Origin of the sequence: Archangium minus (assembly GCF_044360475.1) — a bacterium.
In the GTDB taxonomy this organism is placed as follows: Bacteria; Myxococcota; Myxococcia; order Myxococcales; family Myxococcaceae; genus Archangium; species Archangium minus.
This window is the reverse complement of sequence record NZ_CP043494.1, coordinates 12,101,383-12,121,863: the sequence shown is the minus strand read 5'-3', so window position 1 is coordinate 12,121,863 and position 20,481 is coordinate 12,101,383. Positions and strand designations below refer to the sequence as shown.

The window sequence follows — 20,481 nt, the reverse complement described above, 5'->3', positions numbered from 1 at the left end:
CCAGGGTTTCCTTGGTGATTCAAGAAGGGGTCATCCCGGCTGTACGGGGTGGCCCCTTCGCCTTTCTGTGATTGGCAGGCAGCTTGCTACGGACGGGACAGCCTGGATGGCTTTCTTCCTGGAGGTACTCGTGTCGCGCCGGATCGTCGAACCCCAAGTTGTTGCAATGCCTGAGATCATCCTCTATCCGCGGGATACGGTGATGCGCGCGCTCGAGGTGATGCACCGTTATGGCGTGCACCTGTTGCCAGTGGTGGATGAACGACACGGTGAGATCCTCGGACACGTCAGCGAGGAGGAGCTGCACCGCATCTGGTCCACGCTTCCCCTGGCCCGTATGTCTGAAATTCTGACCGCCCGCGCGACGATCGCCTCGGAAGGAATTGCAGGTGAGTCGTCCGCTGATCGCTCCTCACGCCTGAGCTTCGTGCCGGGCGGGCAGGGCACTCGCTCGAACTGGGTGCACTAGCGCCCGTCCGCCACCTCATAGGGTTGGCGGGCAATCGGGTCCAGGTGCTCCCCCCGGTGAGTCCTGTCACCGGAGGGATGCTCCCAGGGAGGGTATGGGTCCCTCCACTTCGCGGCGTGTGCGTGTGGACAACTCCCGGGGTGTATTGCTCAGCCCCAGGTCGAGGCCGTCTCTGGCGCCGAGCACCTCCCTGCTCAGGGAGGACTCTGGGTAAGAAGTTTGCTCATGAGCGGAATGGCGTTGCCTTTCCGTGTCTGGTGAACAGTGATCTCCTCCCAAATGCCTTGTACCAGACGCCTAGCCCCCGGGATCGAGGCCAGAATGCTCGACGCTTGCCAGCCTGTAGCGGGTCGCTCCCACGCCAACCGGTGGGGGCTCGAGGAGGCGTGGCATGAAGGCAGTGGCAATCATCCTCGCCGCGGGGGAGTCCAAGCGGATGGGCTACCCCAAGGCGCTCATCGAGCATGAGGGGGGTAAGAGCTTCCTCCAGTCGCTCGCATCGACGTTTGGCAAGGCCGGCTGCTCGGTCATCGGCATCATCGGCAAGGAGGCCGATGCCGTGAGGGAGCAGCACCCCGCGGTCCACCTGGTAGAGAGCGAGCGCTGGCAGGACGGTCAGCTCGCCTCGGTGAAGGCCGGAGTGGAGGCCGCTTTCGAGGAAGGCGCGGACGTGGTGCTCCTTCACCCCGTGGACATGCCCGCCTTGAGGGCGTCTACCCTCAAGTCGCTCATGAAGGGGCTGGGGGACTCGCTCGAGGCCCTCCGTCCCGAGTTCGAGGGCGCTCCGGGCTACCCCATCATCCTGTCGCGTGCCGCCGCCGAGCGGCTGCGAGACAAGGAGGTCTCGGGCGACACGTCGCTGGAGGGGGCTGTGCGGGGCATGCAGGTGCGCCGCGTCCCGGTGAAGGACCCGGGCGTCGTCGTCAACATCAACACCCCGGAGACGTATGAGCGGCTGTTCGGCTCCGCGCCGCGGCTCGCTCCGCCGCCCAAGCGCCGGGGCAAGAAGGCCGAGTCCACCACGGCGGGAAGCTCGGCTCCGGCCTCGCTGGAGGCTGCGTCCGAAGGCATCTCCGGCAAGTGAGTCCGGAGCTGGCTGGAGACCCTCCCCGCTTTCCTCCGTGGAGGGAGTGGGGAGTGGCTGTCAGATGCTCAGGCCGAGGCCCACGTAGGGCCCGCTGAAGGTGTCGCGGTGCGCCTGGCCGTCGACATGGCCTCGGTCGTCCAGCAACAAGTAGCGCCAGCCGCCGCGCAGCGCCACCACGCCCAGGTGCAGCGCGAGTCCCGCCTGCGAGTCCAGTTGCAGGTAGGGCACCGGCACGAGCTGCGCGCGGGCCTCCACATCCAGTGCTCCGCCCAGGCAGTGTTCGAAGGACAGGCCGAGGCTCGGGCCCACGAAGGTGATGTCCGGCGCCTTCGCCGCCGCCACGCCCAGCTCCCCGCGCAGCCGTCCCCGAGGGCTCGAGTACATCGCCAGGGTCAGGTGCGCCGCGTACAGGTCGATCTCGTCCTCGCCCTCCGTTCCATCATCGGTGGGCAGGGTGAGTGACAGCGCGGAGCCGTTCACGCCCACCACCTTCCCCTCAAGCCCCACGTTCAGCGCGAGCGCGGAGCCCTCCATATCTCCCAGCGACTGTCCCTCGAAGCCCAGCCGGAACAGCACGGGGTTGCGGCTGCCTCCTTGCGGTGCCGGTTGTTGCTGCTGCTGCTCAACCTCCGGCGGCCGGTACGAGTAGGGATACATCGGCGTGTGGCCGTCATCGATGAGGGTGACGGGCGTGCTCTCGTAGGTGGTCGTCTCGTAGGTCCGTACCCTGTCGGCGGTGTCCGCGACGAAGAGGAGGACGTCGAGGAGGGTCGAGACGGTATCCACGGTTCTGGAGACGGACGCGCTGCTCGAGCTACTGGAGCTTGAGCTGCTCGAGCCGCTGTATCCGCCCGAGCCACTGGAGCTGTCATCGTCGTCGTCATCGCTCGAGCCCACCGGCGAGGCGTCGTGGACCTTCCCACTGCCAGAGCTGGAGGACTTGGAGGAGGAACTGGAGCGCTTACCGAAGCGCGCCTCCGCCACACCAGGGTCGAGCAGCAGGCCAGTCGCCAGGGCCGCACACAGCAGTTGCCTCAGGTTGGGCACGAGGAGTCTCCGGGGCGGAAGAGGAGGGTCAGTGGTGGGTGACCCGGCGCTCGGACGGCTGCTCGCTTTATTTATTCAAAGGATTTTCGAAGGCCCGCGTCAGCGGGTGTGACCCGGGCGCTTCTTGGCCAGCCGTTGCTCCGCGGGCGGGGTTGGCGGGGGCGCGGGCTTCAGCGGCGGGGGCGCGGGCATGAGCTGCAGCTCCAGTCTTCGGTTGCGCTCCCGAGACTGCGGTCCGTCATCCAGCACCACCGGGTGGGCGGGCCCGTACCCTGCCGCCACCAGCTTCTCTGGAGTCAGCTTCGTCTTCTCCCCCAGCAGGTGCACGACTGCTACCGCGCGGGACGCCGACAGCTCCCAGCTCGTCGACGCGGAGGTGGACTCGGGTGTCTCCGGCGTTGCGTCGGTGTGCACCGCCACCTGCACCTGGTGTCCCTCTACCGCCAGCTTCGTGCCCACCCGCGTCAGCAGCTCCGTGCCCCCAGGGGTTAGCACTGCCTTGCGCGGCTCGAAGACAAGTCGGTCCGCCAGCTCTACCCGCAGCCGGCCCTCCGACTCCTCCAGGAAGGCCTCGCCTCTTTCCAACTCCGCCTTCAGCAGTTGCTCCAGCTCTGCGCGCACCGCCTCTCGCCGCGCGAGCAGCACATTCTGGTCGCCGGTCCGTTTGTTGAGGGTCGCGTTCTGGCTGGTGAGTCCCTGCTGTTGTTGCTCCAGCAGGCGCAGTCGCCGAATCATGCTGTCGCGCAGCACCTGCAGCTCCGCGACCCGAGCCTCGGACTCGTTGGCCTCGCGCTCGAGTTGCTCCACCCGCGTCAACAGCGAGGAGATGGAGCGCGAGGCCACCCAGCCGCCCAACACCGACACCCCCAGCGAGCCCGCGAGCAACACCCATGGCAACCGCACGCGCCGGCGTTTCTCCGCGTCGCTCGTTGCTCGCTCCATCCGGGCCTCTCCTCGGCGCTCGTGGTTGGTTGGAGCTCAGAACATATTCAGGGCGCTCGGGTAGGTCTCAAGGAGCAAGGGGTGGGCACGTGCGCGTGCCGTTCAGTGCAGCAGGTTCGCCAGCGCCCACGCCACCAGTGCTAGCGGTGTCAGGGAGAGCGCCACGCCCAGTGCGGAGGTGAGCAGTGCCGCGAGCGACCAGCCCACGAGGGTCCACCGGTCCTTCCACGTCGGGGCGGGCACCGGCTTGTCCATTCCGAGCGCGCGCTTCATCTCCTCCACCGTTTGTCCCAGCAGGGCCTCGCCGTACTCGGCGCGGTAGAGGTTGCGCGTGTGCAGGCCCCGCTGGAAGGCCTTCGCCACTCGGCGCGGCATGAAGAACAGCCCTGCGCCCATGCCGGAGAGGTTCAGGAGCCACGCGACCCAGTGGTTCGTGCACCCGCCCGCCACCTCCCAGGCCGAGATTTCGCACTCGCCCGGAAAGTCCGTCCGGTAGCCCGTCAGCACATGGTGCAGGTCATGGAAGCGCAGCGCGCGCACCCGCTCCGCCGAGTTGGGAAACCACACCGGCACCGGGCCCACGTCCACTCGCACCCAGCGCTCGTCGTAGTTGCCTCCCGTCCCGAAACCGTTCTCCTCGAAGTAGCGCTCGCGCGCCTGTCTCAGTGTCAGGGTTGCCTCGTGGCTCATGACTTCCTCCGGTTGCTCTTGGATGTGGGGGGCTCGCCCGGCCCGAAGCCTCGGAGCTGGAGCGCGAGCGCGCGCTCGAGTGCCACCCGCCAGCTCTCCCCGGGACCCAGCGCCCCGGACAGCCAGCCCATCAGCGTCGTGATGTACAGCGCGAAGAGGTTGAACCCGGCCGTCTCCAGGTCCACGTCGGGCGCCACCTCGCCGCGCTCGCGAGCGGTGGCCACCAGCTCCGCCAGCCGGGCCGCGAAGGTCCGCTCCAGCTGGAGCCGCTCGCCCGCGGGAGCCGGCTCCAGGAAGAGCAGCTCCCGGATGAACATGCGCGCCAGCTTTGGCTCCTTCGCGTAGAAGGTGAAGAAGCCCTCGAAGACGTGCAGTAGCTGCTTCAACAGCGGGGCCTCCCGAGGCAGCGTGCGGAAGCGCTCCTCCTGCACCGCCTCGACTCGCTCGGAGAGCACCAGCATCAGCAGCTCCTCCTTGGTGCGCGCGTAGAGGAACAGCGTCCCCGTGCCCACGCCCGCCCGCTCGGCGATCTCCCGCGTCGTCGTCTCCGCGAAGCCCTTCTTCGCGAAGAGCTCCCGCGCTGCTTGCTGGATGCGCTCCAGCTTCTCCTGCTTGTTGCGCTCCCTCAGTCCGGGGGCCTCGGTGGGCTCCGGACGGGCGCGACTCTTTCGAGAAGTGACCATGCTCAAGAATGATCATGCTCAGTTTTTGGTCGCGGCGCAAGGGAATCGTCCCGGGTGGGGCTCGGGGGAGGGGTGCTCAGCCGAGCGGGAGGCGGAGGATGAAGTGCGAGCCCTGGCCGGGCGTGCTCTGCACCGCCAGCTCACCGCCGTGGGCGCGTGCAATCTGCCTGGACACGTAGAGGCCCAGCCCCAGGCTCTCGCGCGAGTGCCGGCCCGAGGCCCGTTGGTAGCGCTCGAAGATGCGTGCCTGGGCCTCCGGGGAGATGCCCGGTCCGTGATCCCGCACCCCGAGCACTGCCTCCTGCTGCTCGAGCGCCACGCTCAGCTCTACCGGTTGGCCGGGGGCGTACTTCATCGCGTTGGAGAGCAGGTTCATCAGCACCTGCTCCACGCGCAGCCGATCCACCTTCGCCACCACCGGTGCGTCCGCGCGCACCACCGGCGTGCACCCGGACTCCGCCAGCTTGTCCTCGAAGCGCAACACCAGACGCTGCACCAGTTCCGAGAGGTCTACCGCCTCCGGCTCCAGCTCCATGCGTCCGGTGGAGATGCGCGACACGTCCAGCAGGTGGCTGACGAGCTGCTCCAGCCGCTCTGTCTGCCGCCGGGCTGTCAGGAGGGATTGCCTCAGCCGCTCCTCGGTGGGTGGGCGCCCCGTGTCCACCGCGCGCTGGAGCGCCGTCAATTGCAGACTCAGCGCGGACAGGGGAGTGCGCAGCTCGTGCGTGGCGATGGCCACGAACTCGTCCCGCGCGGCCACCGCCTGCTCCGCCTGCTGGAAGAGCCGCGCGTTGTCCACCGCCAGCGCCGCGCGCCAGGCTAGATCTTCGAGGAACGCGAGGTCGCGTTCGGTGTAGCGGCGCGCCGGGTCCTGGCTCACCACCGACAGCACCCCCAGCGTGCGCTCCCGGGCGATGAGCGGCACCATCATGACGGAGCGCGGGCGCAGTTGCTCCAGCACGGCCCGGGGCTCGGGGTCCGTGATGCGGTCGTTCATGAAGGTCTCGGGCACCTCGGACATCAGCGCCGCCCGGCCCGACTCCAGGACCTGTCGGATGGGAGAGCCCGGCTGGTTGAGGGTCGAGAAGCGCGAGGACTCATCGAGGAGTCGCTGTTTGCCGGGTTCACGCGACACCGCCGCGACCCGCTCCAGGTGCTGCCCGTCCGCGGAGAGCACGTCCACCAGGCAGTAGTCCGCCATGTGCTCGGCCACCAGCCGCGCGGTGTTCTCCAGCGTGGTGCGCAGGTCCAGCGACGCGGACAGCTGGGCGGTGGCCTCGGCGAGGAAGCGCAGTCCCTCCTCCACCCGCTTCTGCTCGGTGATGTCCAGCACTACCATGCCCACGCCCAGCGTCTCCCCCTTCGCCATCACCGGAAACAAGGAGGTGCGCACCAGGCGTGGCGGGGTGTCGGAGCGCGCAGACACCGTGTCGTCCAAGTTCAGCAGGGGCGCGCCGCGCTCCATCACGGAGCGCAGCATCCGCTCCACGTCACGGGTCTCCGCCAACTCTGGCAGCACTTCGTGCACGCGGCGTCCCAGGTGCTCCTCGGGAGGCTTGCCGTTGATGGTCGCCAGCACCGGGTTGATGTGGACGTAGCGCAGCTCGCGGTCCACGAAGCCCATGCCCACCGGTGAGGCTGCGAGGAAGGACTCCAGCACCGCCAGCGAGGTGTCACGTGCCCTCAGCGCTCCCTGGGTCTCCCGGAGGAGCCGGGCATGCTCCACCACGAAGGCCACGCGCCGGGCGAGCTCCTCGGCGTACCCCAGCTCTCGCTGTGTGTAGTGCCGGCCCGGCGTGGCGTGGATGAAGTTGATCATCCCCACCCGGCGCGCGCCCACCGACAGCGGCACCACCATGCAGGCGCGTGGCCCCATCAGCTCCATGGCCCGCAGGTGCTCGGGCGAGCGCGCGAGCGCGGCCAACGTCTCGTGGGAGAGCTCCGGGATGAGCAGCGAGCGGCCCTCGATGAACACCTTCGCCAGTGGACTCTGGCTGCCCACCTTGGGCGGGAAGTGCATCAGCCCGGGGATCAACGCCTGGTGGTGGGGCTCCCGGGCGGTGGCGGCCAGGCGGTGCAGCTCGCCGTCGTCGCCCACCACGTCAATGAGGCAGAAGTCGGCCAGCTGGCGCGTGGCCAGCCGCGCCATCGCCTGCAGCGTGCTCTCCCAGTCCAGCGACTCCACCAGCAGGCGCGTGGCCTCGGCGAGGAAGGCCTTGGCGTGCTCCGCCTGCCGCCGCGGGGTGATGTCCACCTTCACCGCCACTGCCCCGAGGATGGTGCCCTGCTCGTCTTTCAGGGCCGTGGTGGAGTGCAGCACCGTGCGCCGCACGCCGTCGAAGCCGATAATCTCCACCTCCTCGTTCACCACCGGCTGCCCGTCCCGCAGCGTGCGAGCCAGCGCCCACTCCTGTGGCTTCAGCCGCTGGCTGCTTCCGGGCCAGTAGCCCTCGAAGACGCCGTAGCCTTCCAGGCCCACCTGGGGCAGCGCGCCTCCCCAGATGGTCTCCGCGGCGGGGTTGGCCTCCACGAGCCGACCCTGCGCGTCCACGATGAAGACTCCCACGGGCATCATCCGCAGCAACGCTCGCAGGTGTTCGCGTTCCGCGAGCAGGGCTGATGCTTCCGGAAGACCGGGTAGGTTGGTGTCGGGCATGCCTGCGTGGATTCCCCCCCGCTCACACAATAGTGGCGCGTCCGGAAAAGGCGCGGGGGCGCGGAGCCCTGCGTCGTCCACTGCGCGTTTCTTCCGTCAGCCTGGCGGCGTGTGGCGGGGGCTTCCCACAAAGCGAGAAAGAGGCCGTGCGAGAAGGGGCCCGCAAAAGAAGAGGCGGCGCGCCCGGGGAGGGGATCCGGACGCGCCGCCCCGCCGCCAGCACCCGAAGGTGCCCGGCGGAAGTGCAGCCCTACTGCATGGATGTTCCAGTAGCCTTCCCAGGGGACTACCGGAGCATGTGGCGCCACGTCGCGCCGACACCGTGAGTTCTATCGGGGGGGTCTGACATGCCCGTGGGCCCCAGCGTCTCCCCAACGCCGGGGCCCACGGTTCCTCCGCCGACCGCGACCCTCGTTCTACACGGAGGGTCTGACACGCCTACGCCCCCAGTGGTTCCACCGCCTGGACTGACGCGCTCCGGCTTGATTCCGGTGCTGGAGGGAGCCTAATTCCCACTTCCTGCGACAGAGAGGACTCAGGACGATGGCGATTCGATGCGTGGTGCTGGATTTCGACGGGACCTTCACCGACGTGGCGGCGGAAGGCGCGCCCTTCGTCCAGCACTTCCGCAGGCGCCTGTCCGAGGAGCTCGGCCGGGACGTGATGGAGGCGGGGTGGGCGGAGGTGGAGGCGCAGGTGGTGACCAGCACCGAGGAGCACGGCTGGGAGGTGGGAGGCCGCATCGTGGCGCCGGCCACGGCGGACCCGTACCTGCTGTCCAACTTCGTGGCGCGGCGGCTGTGTGAGCGGCTCGGGGTGCTGCCGGACAAGGTGGAGCGGGCGGCGCTGCTGGACAGGCTCTACCGCGAGGCCTACGCGCAGGTGGGCATGGCCTTCAAGCCCGAGGCGAAGGAGGTGCTGGAGGCGCTGCTCGACACGGGGCTGCCCATCCACGTCGTCACCAACGCGCACACGGACACGGTAGAGGCGAAGCTGACGAAGCTGGCGCCGCGTGGCCGTGAGCGCCTGCAGGTGTCCGGCGATGCGCGCAAGTTCCTCATCGAGTCTCCCGCTGCGCCCGATGCCGTCTTCGACGCCCTGCCCGAGACGATGCGGGTGGAGGGTTCGCTGGTGCGTCCCATCTTCCTGCGCCGCGGCCGTTACTACGAGGCGCTGCGCCGCATCTGGAATGAGACGGACACCTCCCCGGAGACGACGCTGGTGGCCGGCGACATCTTCGAGCTGGACCTGGCGATGCCCGCGGCGCTCGGGGCCAGCGTGCAGTTCGTGGCCCGCACCAACACGCTCGAGTACGAGCGCCAGGCGATCGCCTCGCTCGGGGCGCGCGGCGGTATGGACACGAGCCTGCGCGCCATCCTCCCGCGCCTGCGCGGCTGAGGCGCGTCAGGCGCTGCCCAGGCCCAGCTCGCGCACGCGGCGCTGGAGCGCGCGCTTGGAGACCTCGAGCCGCTGCACCATCTGGTCCAGGTCTCCCTGGCACTCGTGGAAGCAGCGGGAGATCTCCTCCGGGCTGAGGTCCCCGGCGGTGCGCAGCAGGGAGCTCTTCTCGATGAGCATGTAGACGGAGGCGCGGGAGATCCCCAGCCGCTCCGCGGTCGCCTTGAGATCCCAGTCGCTGGCGCGCAGGGCCGTCAGCAACTCCTGCTCCCCGACATCGGAGGGCTTGCGCCGGGTGGGGGACGTCTCCTCGGGGAGCGGTGTGTCCGCGGCGGTGCGCGCGGGGAGCGGGGTCGGAGCGTAGCCAGGGAGGGGGAGGACGGAGGCGTCCAGCTCCTGCTCGAGCCGCGCATCGACACGCAGGCCCGGCAGGCCGCGGCTGCCGATGACGAGCTGCCGGGTGACGTTGCGCAGCTGGCGGATGTTGCCGGGCCAGGCGTAGCGCACCAGGCGAACGGCGAGCGAGGCGGGCAGCCACGGCTCGGTGTGAGGGCCCGCGCCCGACAGCCGCTGCAGCTCGCCCGTGGCCTTCAGCTCTTGGCGGGCGAAGTGGAGGAAGAGCGGGCCGATGTCCTCGCGGCGCTCGCGCAGGGGCGGCACCTGAATTTCAAAACCCGCCAGCCGGTGCAGCAGCGGCGCCTTGAAGACACCCTGACGGATGCGTTCCTCCAGGTTGGCGTCCGTGGCGGTGATGAGCCGCACGTCCACGGGCACTGGCGCGTGACTGCCCACGGGGAACACCTCGCCCGTCTCCAGCACGCGCAGCAGCGCCACCTGCACCTCGGGCGGAGCCTCGCCCACCTCATCCAGGAAGAGGGTGCCCCCGTGGGCGGCGCGGAAGAAGCCCTCGCGATTCTTGGCGGCGCCCGTGTACGCGCCCTTCTGCGCGCCGAAGAGCTCGGCGGAGACCAGCTCCTTGGAGAGGGCGCCCAGGTTGACGCTGATGAAGGGGCCGCCGCGGCGCGGGCTGTTCTGGTGGATGGCGCGCGCCACCAGCTCCTTGCCCGAGCCCGTCTCTCCTCGGACGAGCACCGGCACATCCAGGTCGGCCACGCGGAGGACGTCCTCGCGCACGCGCCGCACGCCCTCGCCCTGACCCACCATGCCCAGGTCCCCCGTGGGAGGCAGCTCGGGCGCGAGCGCCAGGTGGAGCAGCACCACCACGCGCTCGGCGAGCACGATCGGCACACCCGCTGCCACCTCCGCGGGAGTGAACTCTCGGCTTCCTCGGACGGGCTGACCCGCCACCCGCACCGGCGTGCCGTCCTCGGGCGCGAGCAGCCGCAGGCGCCCACGCGTTCCAGGCTCGAACTGCACGGGTTTGCGGCTGAGGAAGGGATCTCCCAGGGGCCGCGCCAGGAGGCTTCCGGGGTGGGAGAACTCGGGGGCATTGCGTGACAGGGACGCCGTCCTGCCCACGGCGGCCAACATCTCGAGCAGCAGGCGCTCTCCGATGCGCTCGGGTTGTGGATGGGAGACGAGTGTCAGGGCCGGCACGGTGCTCTGGGCGGGTCTCTCCCAGCCACGAAAGTGCGTGGCCGTCGTCGCCGAATCGTCGGAAATCTTCTTCTGCATGGAGCGCCCCCTGGGTACGGCGATCAACGTTCGTGAGTCTACACCGCTGGTTGGATGGGCCGAGGCCACCCGCCGGCGAGGGGGCGGGACTGGCCGCTCCCTTGGGAGCCGACCCCCATGCTGATGGACGTCTCCCCTCCAGAGCGCATCCGCACCTACGAAGCGCGCTACACCGTCTACACGGACGTGCCGCCGCCGCCGCCGGAGGTCCTGGCGGAACGTGAAGCGGCCAACAAGCCACCCCCTCCCCGGCCTCCCATTCCGGGCACCGTGGTGATTCCCTCCTCGGAATGGACGGAGGATGTGGAGGGCACCTCCATCACACAGGAGAACTCGTCCACACAGGAGAAGTAGGCTCGGGAAGTCGTAGCCACTCAGTCTCGGGGAGAGTCGATGAGAGGGATGCGAGGGTGGGTGCTCGGGTTGATGCTGCTGCTGGCGGGCTGCAAGACGCCGGGCAGCTACCGCGAGCCTGTCGCCTTGTTCCAACAGGGCAACACCAAGGCCAGCACCGCGCTGGGCCAGTACTACTCGGAGCTCAACCGTTTCGAGCGGGATGTCTACCTCGACGAGCGCCTATACGACCCAGCGCTGGAGGTGCTCGCCGCGGACGCGGCCGGTCAGCCCACGCCGCTGGTGGGGACGCTCTTCTCGCCGGAGTCCATTCAGGCGCGCATGGACGCCATCGCCCTGCTGGGGGTCTACGCCGAGCGCCTGGCCACCCTGGCTGGCGCGGAGAACGCGGGCAAGCTGCCCGAGGGGGCCACCGCCCTGGGGACGCAGCTCGGCTCCCTGGGTCAGCAGTTGCAGACGCTGGCGGGCAAGGGTGACTCCACGGCCAGCAAGTACGTGGAGCCGGTGACGACGCTGGTGGGCGTGGTGGGCTCACTCTTCCTCGAGGCCAGGCAGGGCCAGGCCCTCCAGAAGGGAATCGAGCAGGGCTCGCCGCAGGTAAACGCCATCATTAACCTGCTGGAGAAGGACATGGTGGAGGTGCTCGGGCCCCAGCGGCTCACGGGTGCCAAGCAGGCGCTGGCCTTCCGGGTGATGTACTACAACCTCCAGCGCGGAAAGCTGACGCTCGCCGAGCGCCGCGCCGTGCTGGACGACATCCGTCGCGCCTCCGAGTCCTACGAGGCGCTGGTGGTGGCCAACCCCGTGGAACTGGCCCGCGCCCTGCGTGACGCACACGAGGCCCTGCTGCGCTTCGCCCGCGCGGATCGCAAGCCGGAGTCCTTCGAGGAGCTCTCCGCCGCCATGCAGTCCTTCCGGGGCCGGGTGGAGACCGCCGCCGCCGCTGTCCAGCGCATCCGCGAGCCCCAGAAGGAGTGACGCCATGGTCTTCGACACCCAGACGTTGACCCGTATTGTCGAGCGCAGCTTCGACCTGTCGATGAGTGGCGCCCTTCCGCAGGAGACCCGTGCCGAGTACCTCGCCCACGGCAAGCGGCTGCGCGAACTGCTGATGCGGCTGTTGGGCGCGCGCTTCGACGCGGAGTCGGCCGAGTTCAAACAGGCCACTGACGCCATGCACGAGACCAACCACGCCCTGACCGAGGCGGCCGAGGACCTGCACAAGGTGACCCAGGCGGTGGGCCGGCTGACCGAGCTCGCGGGCTACCTGGATCAGGCGCTCAAGGTGGCCGGGCGGGTCCTCACCTGAAAACACGAAGCCCCGCGTCCCTCAAGAGGGAGCGCGGGGCTCGGGTGAAGCTTCAGTCCGAGGTGACGCGGATCAGATCTTGGCGCCAGCCGTGGGCTGGAACATGTCGTTGAACTCGGCGAGGGCCTTGTTCAGCGCGGCCTTGATCTCATTGGTCAGCTCGCGCTTGGCCGCGATGTCCTTGGCGATCTGCGGGTAGCGGCCGTCGGCGAACTCGATGAACTCGCGCATCCAGCGCACCACGTCGGACACGGGCACCTGGCGGATCCACCCGCGCTTGTTGGCGTCGTCGCGGTTGGTGGCGGCGTAGAGCTGCATGACCTGCTTCTCGACGGGCATGGGCTCGTACTGGCCCTGCTTGAGCACCTCCACGAGGCGGGCGCCGCGCGCCAGCGTCTCCTGGGTGGCCTTGTCGAGGTCCGAGCCGAACTGGGCGAAGGCCGCCAGCTCGCGGTACTGGGCCAGGTCCAGCTTCAGGGTGCCGGCCACCTGCTTCATGGCCTTGATCTGCGCGGCGCTGCCCACGCGAGACACGGAGAGACCGACGTTGATGGCCGGGCGGACGCCGGAGAAGAAGAGGTCCGTCTCGAGGAAGATCTGCCCGTCGGTGATGGAGATGACGTTCGTCGGGATGTAGGCCGACACGTCACCGGCCTGCGTCTCGATGATGGGGAGGGCCGTGAGGGAGCCGGCGCCCTCGGCGTCGGACAGCTTGGCGGCGCGCTCGAGCAGGCGGCTGTGGATGAAGAACACGTCGCCCGGGTAGGCCTCGCGTCCCGGCGGCCGGCGCAGCAGCAGCGACAGCTGGCGGTAGGCCACGGCCTGCTTGGACAGGTCGTCGTACACGATGAGCGAGTGCATCTTGTTGTCGCGGAAGTACTCGCCCATGGCCACGCCGGCGTACGGCGCGAAGAACTGCATCGGCGCGGGGTCCGACGCGTTGGCCGTGACGACCACGGTGTACTCCATGGCGCCGAAGCGGGTGAGCTTCTCCACCACCTGGGCCACGGTGGACTGCTTCTGGCCGATCGCCACGTACACGCAGAAGACGTTCAGGCCCTTCTGGTTGATGATGGCGTCCACGGCGACGGCCGTCTTGCCCGTCTGGCGGTCACCGATGATGAGCTCGCGCTGGCCGCGGCCGATCGGCACCAGGGCGTCCAGGGCCTTGATGCCCGTCTGCAGGGGCTCGTGCACGCTCTTGCGCTTCACGATGCCGGGGGCCTTCACCTCCAGCTTGCGCACCTCGGTGGCCTGGATGGGGCCCTTGCCGTCCACCGGCTCGCCCAGCGCGTTCACCACGCGGCCCAGCAGGCCCTTGCCCACGGGAACCGAGGCGATGGTGCCGGTGCGCTTGACCAGGTCACCCTCACGGATGTCCTTGAAGTCACCCATGATGGCGACGCCGACGTTGTCCTCCTCGAGGTTGAGCACCAGGCCCTTCACCCCGTTGGTGAACTCCACCAGCTCGCCGGCCAGCACGCCCTCGAGCCCGTAGATGCGGGCGATACCGTCGCCCACGGAGAGCACGGTACCGGTCTCGGCGACGGTGACCTTCTTGCCGTAGTCCTTGATCTGCTCCCGGATGATTCTGCTGATCTCGTCGGCGCGGATTTCCATCTTGCGTCCTTGCACAGGGGCGGCCGGTGGGAATGCCGCCAGAGAAACTTGAATTGGCCGGGCCCCCTTACCACGCGCACCCCCCCACCGCAACGCGCAAGGGCGCCCAGAGGCACGCAGTGTCATCGGCGCTGTAAGGGGCACTAGGGGGAGGGATTTCCCTCTAAGCGCCCGGAGCATGCCGGGGCAGCCACACGATGAAGCGCGTCCCCAACCCGACGCCTGACTCCACCGAGATGCGGCCCGCATGGGCCACGACGATCTGCCGGGCGATATATAGGCCCAGCCCCAGGCCATCGCCACTGGCGCGCTTGCCACGCTTGAAGGGCTCGAACAGGGTCGCTCGCTCCTCCAGCGGGACGGGCGGCCCCTCGTTCCGTATCGTGAGGGTGATGCCATCAGCCGACCCGGACACCTTCACCTCCACCGGGGTGTCCGCGGGGCTGTGTTGCACCGCATTGCCCACCAGGTTGTCCAGCAGCTGACCCAGCCGCGACTCGTCCCAGCTTCCCCGGACGTCGCCCTCCACCTTGGAGACGACGAGCCGGGTAGGGTGCGACACCTGGAACTCCTCCACCACCCGCTCCACCAGCTTCTCCAGGGAGAGGGGCGTGGGGCGCACAGGAAGGCCTCCGGCCAGCCGCGCGCGCGTGTAGTCCAGCAGCTCACGGATCATCCGCTCCATGCGCCGAGCGGCGGTGTCCACGTGCATCACTTGGCGAGCCTGGGTCTCCGTGAGCCCGCCCGCGCGCTGGAGCGCCCCCACGCTGAGCTGGATGGCATAGAGCGGGGAGCGCAGGTCGTGCCCCACCACGCCCAGGAGCTGCTCCCGGAAGGCGTCAGCGCGGGCTGTCGCCTCCTCGGTGGCCTTGCGGGCGCTGATGTCCCACACGGCGGTCATCCGCACGTTTCGTCCGGCGTACTCCACCATCCGTCCCAACACCTCTAGGAAGAGCCGCTTGCCGTCGGAGCGCAGCCCCGTCAGCTCATAGGGAGACTCCACCTGCCGGGACGTGGCTTGCTGGACCGCTTCGCGCGACTCGGGTGCGACCCAGCGCGTGATCGGCTGACCCACCATCTCCTCGGGCGTACTGGCAAACAGGCTGGCCAGCGAGCGGCTGGCCTCGAGGATGATGCCTGCCTCATGAAGGAAGAAGCCATCGCAGGACACGGCTACGAGGCCTCGCAGCCGCTCCTCGCTCTCGCGCAGGGCCAGCTCCTGCGTCACGCGCTCCGTCTCGTCCTCTAACGTCAGACTGACGCCCGAGCGCATCCCGCCCGAAGAGGCTGGAAGCACTGACACGCGGAAGTGGCGCACGCTGCTGCCCAGCGAGCCCCCAAACACCCCCGACACCCGCCCGCCCAACACCGTCTCGCCCGCGAGGGCCCGGCTCAGCAGGGGGGCCAGCGCCGACGCGAGTCCGGGCCAGACTTCTCCCGTCGTGCGGCCGTCATACGAGGTGCCAGGCACCCCGCTCAGCGTGATGAGCGCGTTGTTGACGAAACGAAAGCGCAGCTCCCTGTCGAGGAAGGCCAGTCCAAGGCCTGGTGCCTGGAGCAGTGCCCCAAAGCAGTGCAAGGCCTCCTCGGGCAGAGAGGGGACCGGACTGACTGCGTGAGGGCGGTTGAGGACTGGCTGCGCCATGGATGGAAGAAGGCACGGGAGAGAACCCGTGCGGTCACCATACCCGTTCCATGGCCTGCTGGGAATACCGGGCTTGCCGGGAAGTGGGGAGGACCCGACAACACTGCTTCCTCCCGAGTAGGACAGCCGAGCAGGCTAGCGCTGCTTGAGCTCGCGGCGCATCTGCTCAAGCTGGGTGCGCAGGGTGCCGTCGTAGAGGGTGCTGCCCACCTGGGCGGACACGCCACCGAGGACGGTGGGGTCCACGCGCGCCTCCAGCACGACGTTGCGCTGGGTGAGCGTCTTGAGGGTGCCGGCGAGCTGCTGGAGGGTGTCCGCGGGGAGGGGCACCGCGCTGGTGACGTGGCCGCGCAGACGTCCAGCCTGGGCATCCGCCATGTCACGGTAGAGGCGGGCGATGTCCGGCAGGTAGATGAGCCGGTTGCGATCCACCAGCAGGCGCAGGGTGTTGCCCAGCACGGGCTCCACCGGGCCGAGCGCCTTGAGGAGCGCCTCCATCACGCGGGTGCGCTGCTCGCGGGAGTAGGCGGGGTTGAGCAGCACGTCCTCCAGCTCGCGGTTCTGCGCGAGCGCACCGGAGAAGGTCGAGAGCTGCTCGGACACGGCGTCGGCGCGGCCAGTCTCAGTGGCGACGTCGAGGAGCGCGCGGGCGTAACGGCGGGCGATGGACACGTTCACCATGACGCGGCGGCGCTTAGCACGCCCCCCGTCCAGGGGCAATGCTGGGAGTGTACCCTGTGCGGGGTCTCCAATAAGTTCCCCTGGGGTTGTTCTCCGGGAGAGGAGTGAAGGGGGCCTCTGGAATCGTGCATCTCCGGCGTATCATGGGAACACGGGCCTCCGCTTGCAGCCCCCGGACTCCGGCCCCTCCTTCAATGCGCGACCCCGTCATCGGCATCGACCTGGGCACCACCAACAGCGCCGTGGCCTCCGTGGAGGAGGGGCGGCCCCGCATCATCCCCTCGCGCTCGGGAGGGCGGCTGACGCCCTCCGTAGTGGGACTCACCCCCAAGACAGCCGAGCGCTTAGTAGGCGCCAAGGCTCAGGCGCTCGCCGAGGAGCACCCCGAGTGCGTGGTGTGGGCCACTAAGCGTTTCATCGGGCGGCGCTTCACCCCGGAGCTCGTGCAGGCGGCCAAGGCGGTGGTTCCCTACCCGCTGGCAGGCGGCAACACCGGGGACGTGCGCGTGAAGATGGCGGGGCGCACCGTGCCTGTCACCCAGGTGGCGGCCATGATTCTGGGCGAGCTGAAGCTGGACGCCGAGGCGTACTTCGGTCGCGCGGTGAACAAGTGCGTCATCACCGTCCCGGCCAACTTCGATGACGGCCAGCGCCAGGCCACGCGCGAGGCGGCCACCATCGCCGGGCTGGACGCCATCCGCCTCATCAACGAGCCCACTGCCGCGGCGCTCGCCTACGGGTTGTCGCGCGGCTTCCAGGGCCACGCGCTCGTGTTCGACCTGGGCGGCGGCACCTTCGATGTCACCGTCTTGGAGATAACGGATGGCGTCTACGAGGTGAAGGCCACGGGGGGAGACCCGTCGCTGGGCGGCGAGGACTTCGACCTGAAGATTGTCGACTGGCTGCTGGCGCAGGTGGACGACAACCACCGTGAGCTGGTGCACCGCGACGCGGTGTCCATGCGCAAGCTGAAGGTGGCCGCGGAGCAGGCCAAGCGCGAGCTGACGGATTACGAGGAGACGCTCATCTCGCTGGCGGGCCTGGGGGACCACACCCAGCCGGCGCGCAAGCTGACGGGCCTGGAGACGGCGCTCACGCGCGACTTCTTCGAGCAGCTGTGCGAGTCGTTGTCCAAGCGCTGCATCGCCGTCTGCGAGTCGGTGATGAAGGACGCGGGGATGGATCCACGCTCGGTGGACACGGTGCTGCTGGTGGGTGGCATGACGCGCGTGCCCCTCATTCGCCGGCTGGTGGGGGACTTCTTCGGCAAGAAGCCCTCCACGGAGGTGAACCCGGACGAGGCCGTGGCGTTGGGCGCGGCCATCCACGCGGATGAGCTGGCGCGTCAGTCAGGCGCGGCGCTGCTGCTGGACGTGGTGGGCAGCTCGCTGGGCGTGGGCGTGATGGGCGGGCGGGTGAAACACCTCATCCCCCGCAACAGCGCGGTGCCCGTGGTGGCCAAGGACGTCTTCCATCCGAGCACCCATGGGCAGACGGAGGCGCGCATCCCCATCTACCAGGGCGAGAGCGAGCTGCAGGACGAGAACCGCAAGCTGGGCGAGGTGGTGCTGCGCGACCTTGAAGTGGGCTCGCGCGGGGACACGCCGCTGGAGGTGACGTTCGAGCTGTCGAACGAGGGTACGTTGTCGGTCCGTGCCACGGACCTCAAGACGGGGCTGAGCGAGGCGGTGCGGCTGGAGGCACGTCCAAACCTGCCGGGACAGGAGGCCGAGCGGCTCGTGAAGGAGCAGGCCTCGTACGCGCAGAGGCAGGCGCAGGCGGACGCGAAGAAGACGGAGGAGACGTTCCGCAAGCTGCTGGAGCGCGGCGAGAAGCTGGCGAAGGTGTTGCAGCGCACCGCGGAGGAGAACCCCAGCGATCAGGCGGACGCGGCGATGGTCAACGTGAGATCGCTGCTGGCGTCCGGTCACGCCGCCCTGGAGGCCCGCGATGCCGAGCAGTGCGCCCAGGTGGCGCGCCAGCTCACGCAGCTTCTGTCGGGCCGCTGACGACGCACCCACGGAAAACAGAGGGGCCTCGACTTTTCGAGACACTTCTCGCCCGCCGCGCGCCTCCAACTCCTTGGAATCCCGAGCGTCTGGTGGTGCTCCTGCTTCTGGCACACGGGTGGCACTGCCCGCGCCGCGGCCGGAAGATGATCCAAGGAGTCAGGGATATGCGGAAGAACCACGGTGGGTTGGCGCTCGCACTGCTGGGACTGATGGGGTGCTCTGACAAGAGCGACATCCCCGAGAACCAGCCGGTGCAGATGCAGGCACGGATGGAGGCCTTCGGCAGTTGCGAGGCGCTCGAGTCCTATATCGAGGATGCCGCGGTGCTCGACATGCGCACCTCGATGGAGCGCTCCAAGCCGTCCTATTGGAAGGGGCGGGGCGGGGGTTGGTGGGGGGGCGACCCCATGCCGGTGGATAATGCGGCCCCCCCGGGGGCACCCGCGGAAGGCGGGGGCTCGTCCGGGCCGAACAACCACACGGGCACCAACAACCAGGTGGCCGGCGTGGACGAGGCCGACTTCGTGAAGAACGATGGCACGCGCATCTTCGTCCTCTCCGGGCAGAAGCTGTACGCGCATCGCTCCTGGCCGGCCGAGTCGCTGCGCGCGGAGTCCTCGCTGCAACTCGAGGGCTGGCCTCGGCAGATGTTCCTGCGTGGCGACAGGGTGATCGTCTTCTCCGAGGTGTACCAGCCCCTTCCGGGGACGAGCGGAGGTGGGTGCTCGTACCTGGGGCCCTGCTACTCCTCTTCTTCCAGTATCGCCTTCACCAAGGTGACGACGGTGGACGTGTCCAACCTGGCCGCGCCCCAGGTGACCGGCGAGCTGTTCCTGCCAGGCGGCTACCACGACGCACGGCTCGCGGGCAGCTCGGCGCGGCTGGTGTTGCGCGATGCCTTCCATTGGCCCGCCGGCCTGCGCTGGTGGCCTGACTACTCGCAGGAGCTCTGGGAGGACCAGGAGCGGCTGGAGAAGGAGATCGACAAGCTCATGGCGAGCAACGAGCAGCTCATCCGCTCGAGCTCCCTGTCGAACTGGTTGCCCGAGGGTCGGTACAAGCGTCCGGATGGCTCCGAGGCGACGGTGGGCCACGACTGCCGGAGCTTCCACAAGACGAACGCGCCCACCCGGCTGGGCTTCGTCACCGTGGCTTCGCTCGACCTGGATGCGCAGGTGGCGCAGTTCCCGGGCCGCACCACGCTGGTGACCGAGCCGGGCGAGGTGTACGCCACCGAGAGCGCGCTCTACCTGGCGGCGCGCCACTGGTGGTGGTGGCCCGAGGTGGGGCAGTCGGATTACACCTACGTGCACAAGCTCGACCTGACCCAGCCGCACCGCGCCACGTACGTGGCCAGCGGCACGGTGGAGGGCACCCTGCTGAACCAGTTCAGCATGGACGAGCACCAGGGGGTGCTGCGCGTGGCCACCACCCTCTCTTCGCTGGTGGCGGAGCCGGGGAATAACTGGGGGCGCATCGAGACGAGCAACCGCCTGTCCACCTACCGCGAGGAGAATGGCCAGCTGAAGCTGCTGGGGCAGAGCGAGGAACTGGCCAAGGGCGAGCGCATCTACAGCGCGCGTTTCCTCGGCAACAAGGGCTACGTGGTGACGTTCCGCCAGGTGGATCCGCTCTTCACCTTCGATCTGTCCGACCCGGCGCACCCGCGCAAGGTGGGCGAGCTCAAGGTGCCGGGCTTCTCCTCGTACATCCACCCGCTGGGGGACAACCACCTGCTGACCGTGGGGGTGCACATGGCGGAGAACGGCGACTGGCGGTCGCGCGCCATCAAGCTGTCCCTCTTCGATGTGTCGGACCTGGCCAACCCGCGCGAGGCCTTCACGCAGGTGGTGGGCACGTCCTCCGGCTTCAGCGAGTCGCTCTATGACCACAAGGCCTTCAACTACTTCCCGGCCAAAGGCACGTTGGCCATCCCCTTCGCGGACTGGACGCAGCAGTACTACAACGGGGACTACTGGAACGGCTTCGTGAGCGAGCTGCGCGTCTTCCACGTGGACCCGGCCACCGGCTTCACCCCCGTGGGCGCGATCTCCATGAAGGACGTGTTCCAGACGGTCAATTACAACCAGTGGAGCTATAGCTACGTGCCGTACGTGCGCCGCAGCGTGATGGCGGATGACTACGTGTACGCCATCACCGATGCCGGCGTGCGCGTGTCACACGTGAGCAACCTCTCCCAGCCCCTGGCCACCTCGCGCTTCGCTCCCATCACCTACCCGTGACGCGGCGCAC

17 protein-coding genes are annotated in these 20,481 nt (G+C 68.9%); 8 read left to right on the top strand and 9 right to left on the bottom strand.

The window, feature by feature from the left end:
- Window positions 1-106: 106 nt before the first annotated feature.
- Both F0U60_RS49790 and F0U60_RS49785 read left to right on the top strand, forming a co-directional pair.
- Entirely contained in the window at window positions 107-469 is a 363-nt protein-coding gene (locus F0U60_RS49790) for a CBS domain-containing protein (protein WP_395811455.1), read from the top strand.
- A 391-nt stretch (window positions 470-860) separates the two neighbouring features.
- The gene (locus F0U60_RS49785) at window positions 861-1,553 is read left to right on the top strand and encodes an NTP transferase domain-containing protein (protein WP_395811453.1); all 693 of its coding nucleotides are present in this window, start codon (window positions 861-863) and stop codon (window positions 1,551-1,553) included.
- Window positions 1,554-1,613: 60 nt separating this feature from the next.
- On the opposite strand, the gene F0U60_RS49780 is transcribed toward F0U60_RS49785, so the two are convergent.
- From F0U60_RS49780 to F0U60_RS49760, 5 genes are all read right to left on the bottom strand, one after another.
- Window positions 1,614-2,603, bottom strand: coding sequence for a hypothetical protein (locus tag F0U60_RS49780; protein WP_395811451.1), 990 nt, complete (start codon window positions 2,601-2,603; stop codon window positions 1,614-1,616).
- A gap of 99 nt (window positions 2,604-2,702) precedes the next feature.
- Window positions 2,703-3,545 (bottom strand): OmpA family protein, encoded by an 843-nt coding sequence (locus F0U60_RS49775; protein WP_395811449.1) that lies wholly within the window; start codon window positions 3,543-3,545, stop codon window positions 2,703-2,705.
- Between the two features lie 102 nt (window positions 3,546-3,647).
- A complete protein-coding gene (locus F0U60_RS49770; protein WP_395811447.1) occupies window positions 3,648-4,235 on the bottom strand; it encodes a hypothetical protein in 588 nt (195 codons plus the stop codon).
- Window positions 4,232-4,918, bottom strand: coding sequence for a TetR/AcrR family transcriptional regulator (locus tag F0U60_RS49765; protein WP_395811445.1), 687 nt, complete (start codon window positions 4,916-4,918; stop codon window positions 4,232-4,234). Before F0U60_RS49765 ends, F0U60_RS49770 begins: the two co-directional genes overlap by 4 nt.
- A gap of 76 nt (window positions 4,919-4,994) precedes the next feature.
- Window positions 4,995-7,574, bottom strand: coding sequence for a PAS domain-containing protein (locus F0U60_RS49760; RefSeq protein WP_395811443.1), 2,580 nt, complete (start codon window positions 7,572-7,574; stop codon window positions 4,995-4,997).
- 543 nt (window positions 7,575-8,117) lie between these two features.
- On the opposite strand from F0U60_RS49760, the gene F0U60_RS49755 reads away from it, so the two are divergent.
- Window positions 8,118-8,972, top strand: a complete 855-nt coding sequence (locus F0U60_RS49755; RefSeq protein ID WP_395811441.1) for an HAD family hydrolase — start codon at window positions 8,118-8,120, stop codon at window positions 8,970-8,972.
- A 6-nt stretch (window positions 8,973-8,978) separates the two neighbouring features.
- On the opposite strand, the gene F0U60_RS49750 is transcribed toward F0U60_RS49755, so the two are convergent.
- Window positions 8,979-10,607, bottom strand: coding sequence for a sigma 54-interacting transcriptional regulator (locus F0U60_RS49750; protein WP_395811439.1), 1,629 nt, complete (start codon window positions 10,605-10,607; stop codon window positions 8,979-8,981).
- Between the two features lie 117 nt (window positions 10,608-10,724).
- On the opposite strand from F0U60_RS49750, the gene F0U60_RS49745 reads away from it, so the two are divergent.
- The 3 genes from F0U60_RS49745 to F0U60_RS49735 are packed head-to-tail and all read left to right on the top strand — an operon-like array spanning window position 10,725 to window position 12,270.
- A complete protein-coding gene (locus tag F0U60_RS49745; RefSeq protein ID WP_395811437.1) occupies window positions 10,725-10,961 on the top strand; it encodes a hypothetical protein in 237 nt (78 codons plus the stop codon).
- A 39-nt stretch (window positions 10,962-11,000) separates the two neighbouring features.
- On the top strand, window positions 11,001-11,939 hold the full coding sequence (locus tag F0U60_RS49740; RefSeq protein WP_395811435.1) for a hypothetical protein: 939 nt from the start codon (window positions 11,001-11,003) through the stop codon (window positions 11,937-11,939).
- A gap of 4 nt (window positions 11,940-11,943) precedes the next feature.
- On the top strand, window positions 11,944-12,270 hold the full coding sequence (locus F0U60_RS49735) for a hypothetical protein (RefSeq protein WP_395811433.1): 327 nt from the start codon (window positions 11,944-11,946) through the stop codon (window positions 12,268-12,270).
- A gap of 72 nt (window positions 12,271-12,342) precedes the next feature.
- On the opposite strand, the gene atpA is transcribed toward F0U60_RS49735, so the two are convergent.
- The 3 genes from atpA to atpH all read right to left on the bottom strand — a co-directional run bounded on the left by atpA (window position 12,343) and on the right by atpH (window position 16,216).
- Window positions 12,343-13,890: a F0F1 ATP synthase subunit alpha gene (atpA, locus tag F0U60_RS49730; RefSeq protein ID WP_395811431.1), complete on the bottom strand. Its 1,548-nt coding sequence runs from the start codon at window positions 13,888-13,890 to the stop codon at window positions 12,343-12,345.
- A gap of 163 nt (window positions 13,891-14,053) precedes the next feature.
- Window positions 14,054-15,469: an ATP-binding protein gene (locus tag F0U60_RS49725; protein ID WP_395811429.1), complete on the bottom strand. Its 1,416-nt coding sequence runs from the start codon at window positions 15,467-15,469 to the stop codon at window positions 14,054-14,056.
- Between the two features lie 201 nt (window positions 15,470-15,670).
- Window positions 15,671-16,216, bottom strand: coding sequence for an ATP synthase F1 subunit delta (gene atpH / locus F0U60_RS49720; RefSeq protein ID WP_395811427.1), 546 nt, complete (start codon window positions 16,214-16,216; stop codon window positions 15,671-15,673).
- 194 nt (window positions 16,217-16,410) lie between these two features.
- On the opposite strand from atpH, the gene F0U60_RS49715 reads away from it, so the two are divergent.
- On the top strand, window positions 16,411-18,225 hold the full coding sequence (locus tag F0U60_RS49715; RefSeq protein WP_395811425.1) for an Hsp70 family protein: 1,815 nt from the start codon (window positions 16,411-16,413) through the stop codon (window positions 18,223-18,225).
- Window positions 18,226-18,392: 167 nt separating this feature from the next.
- Complete coding sequence (locus F0U60_RS49710) at window positions 18,393-20,471, top strand: beta-propeller domain-containing protein (RefSeq protein ID WP_395811423.1); 2,079 nt, start codon at window positions 18,393-18,395, stop codon at window positions 20,469-20,471.
- Window positions 20,472-20,481: the final 10 nt, after the last annotated feature.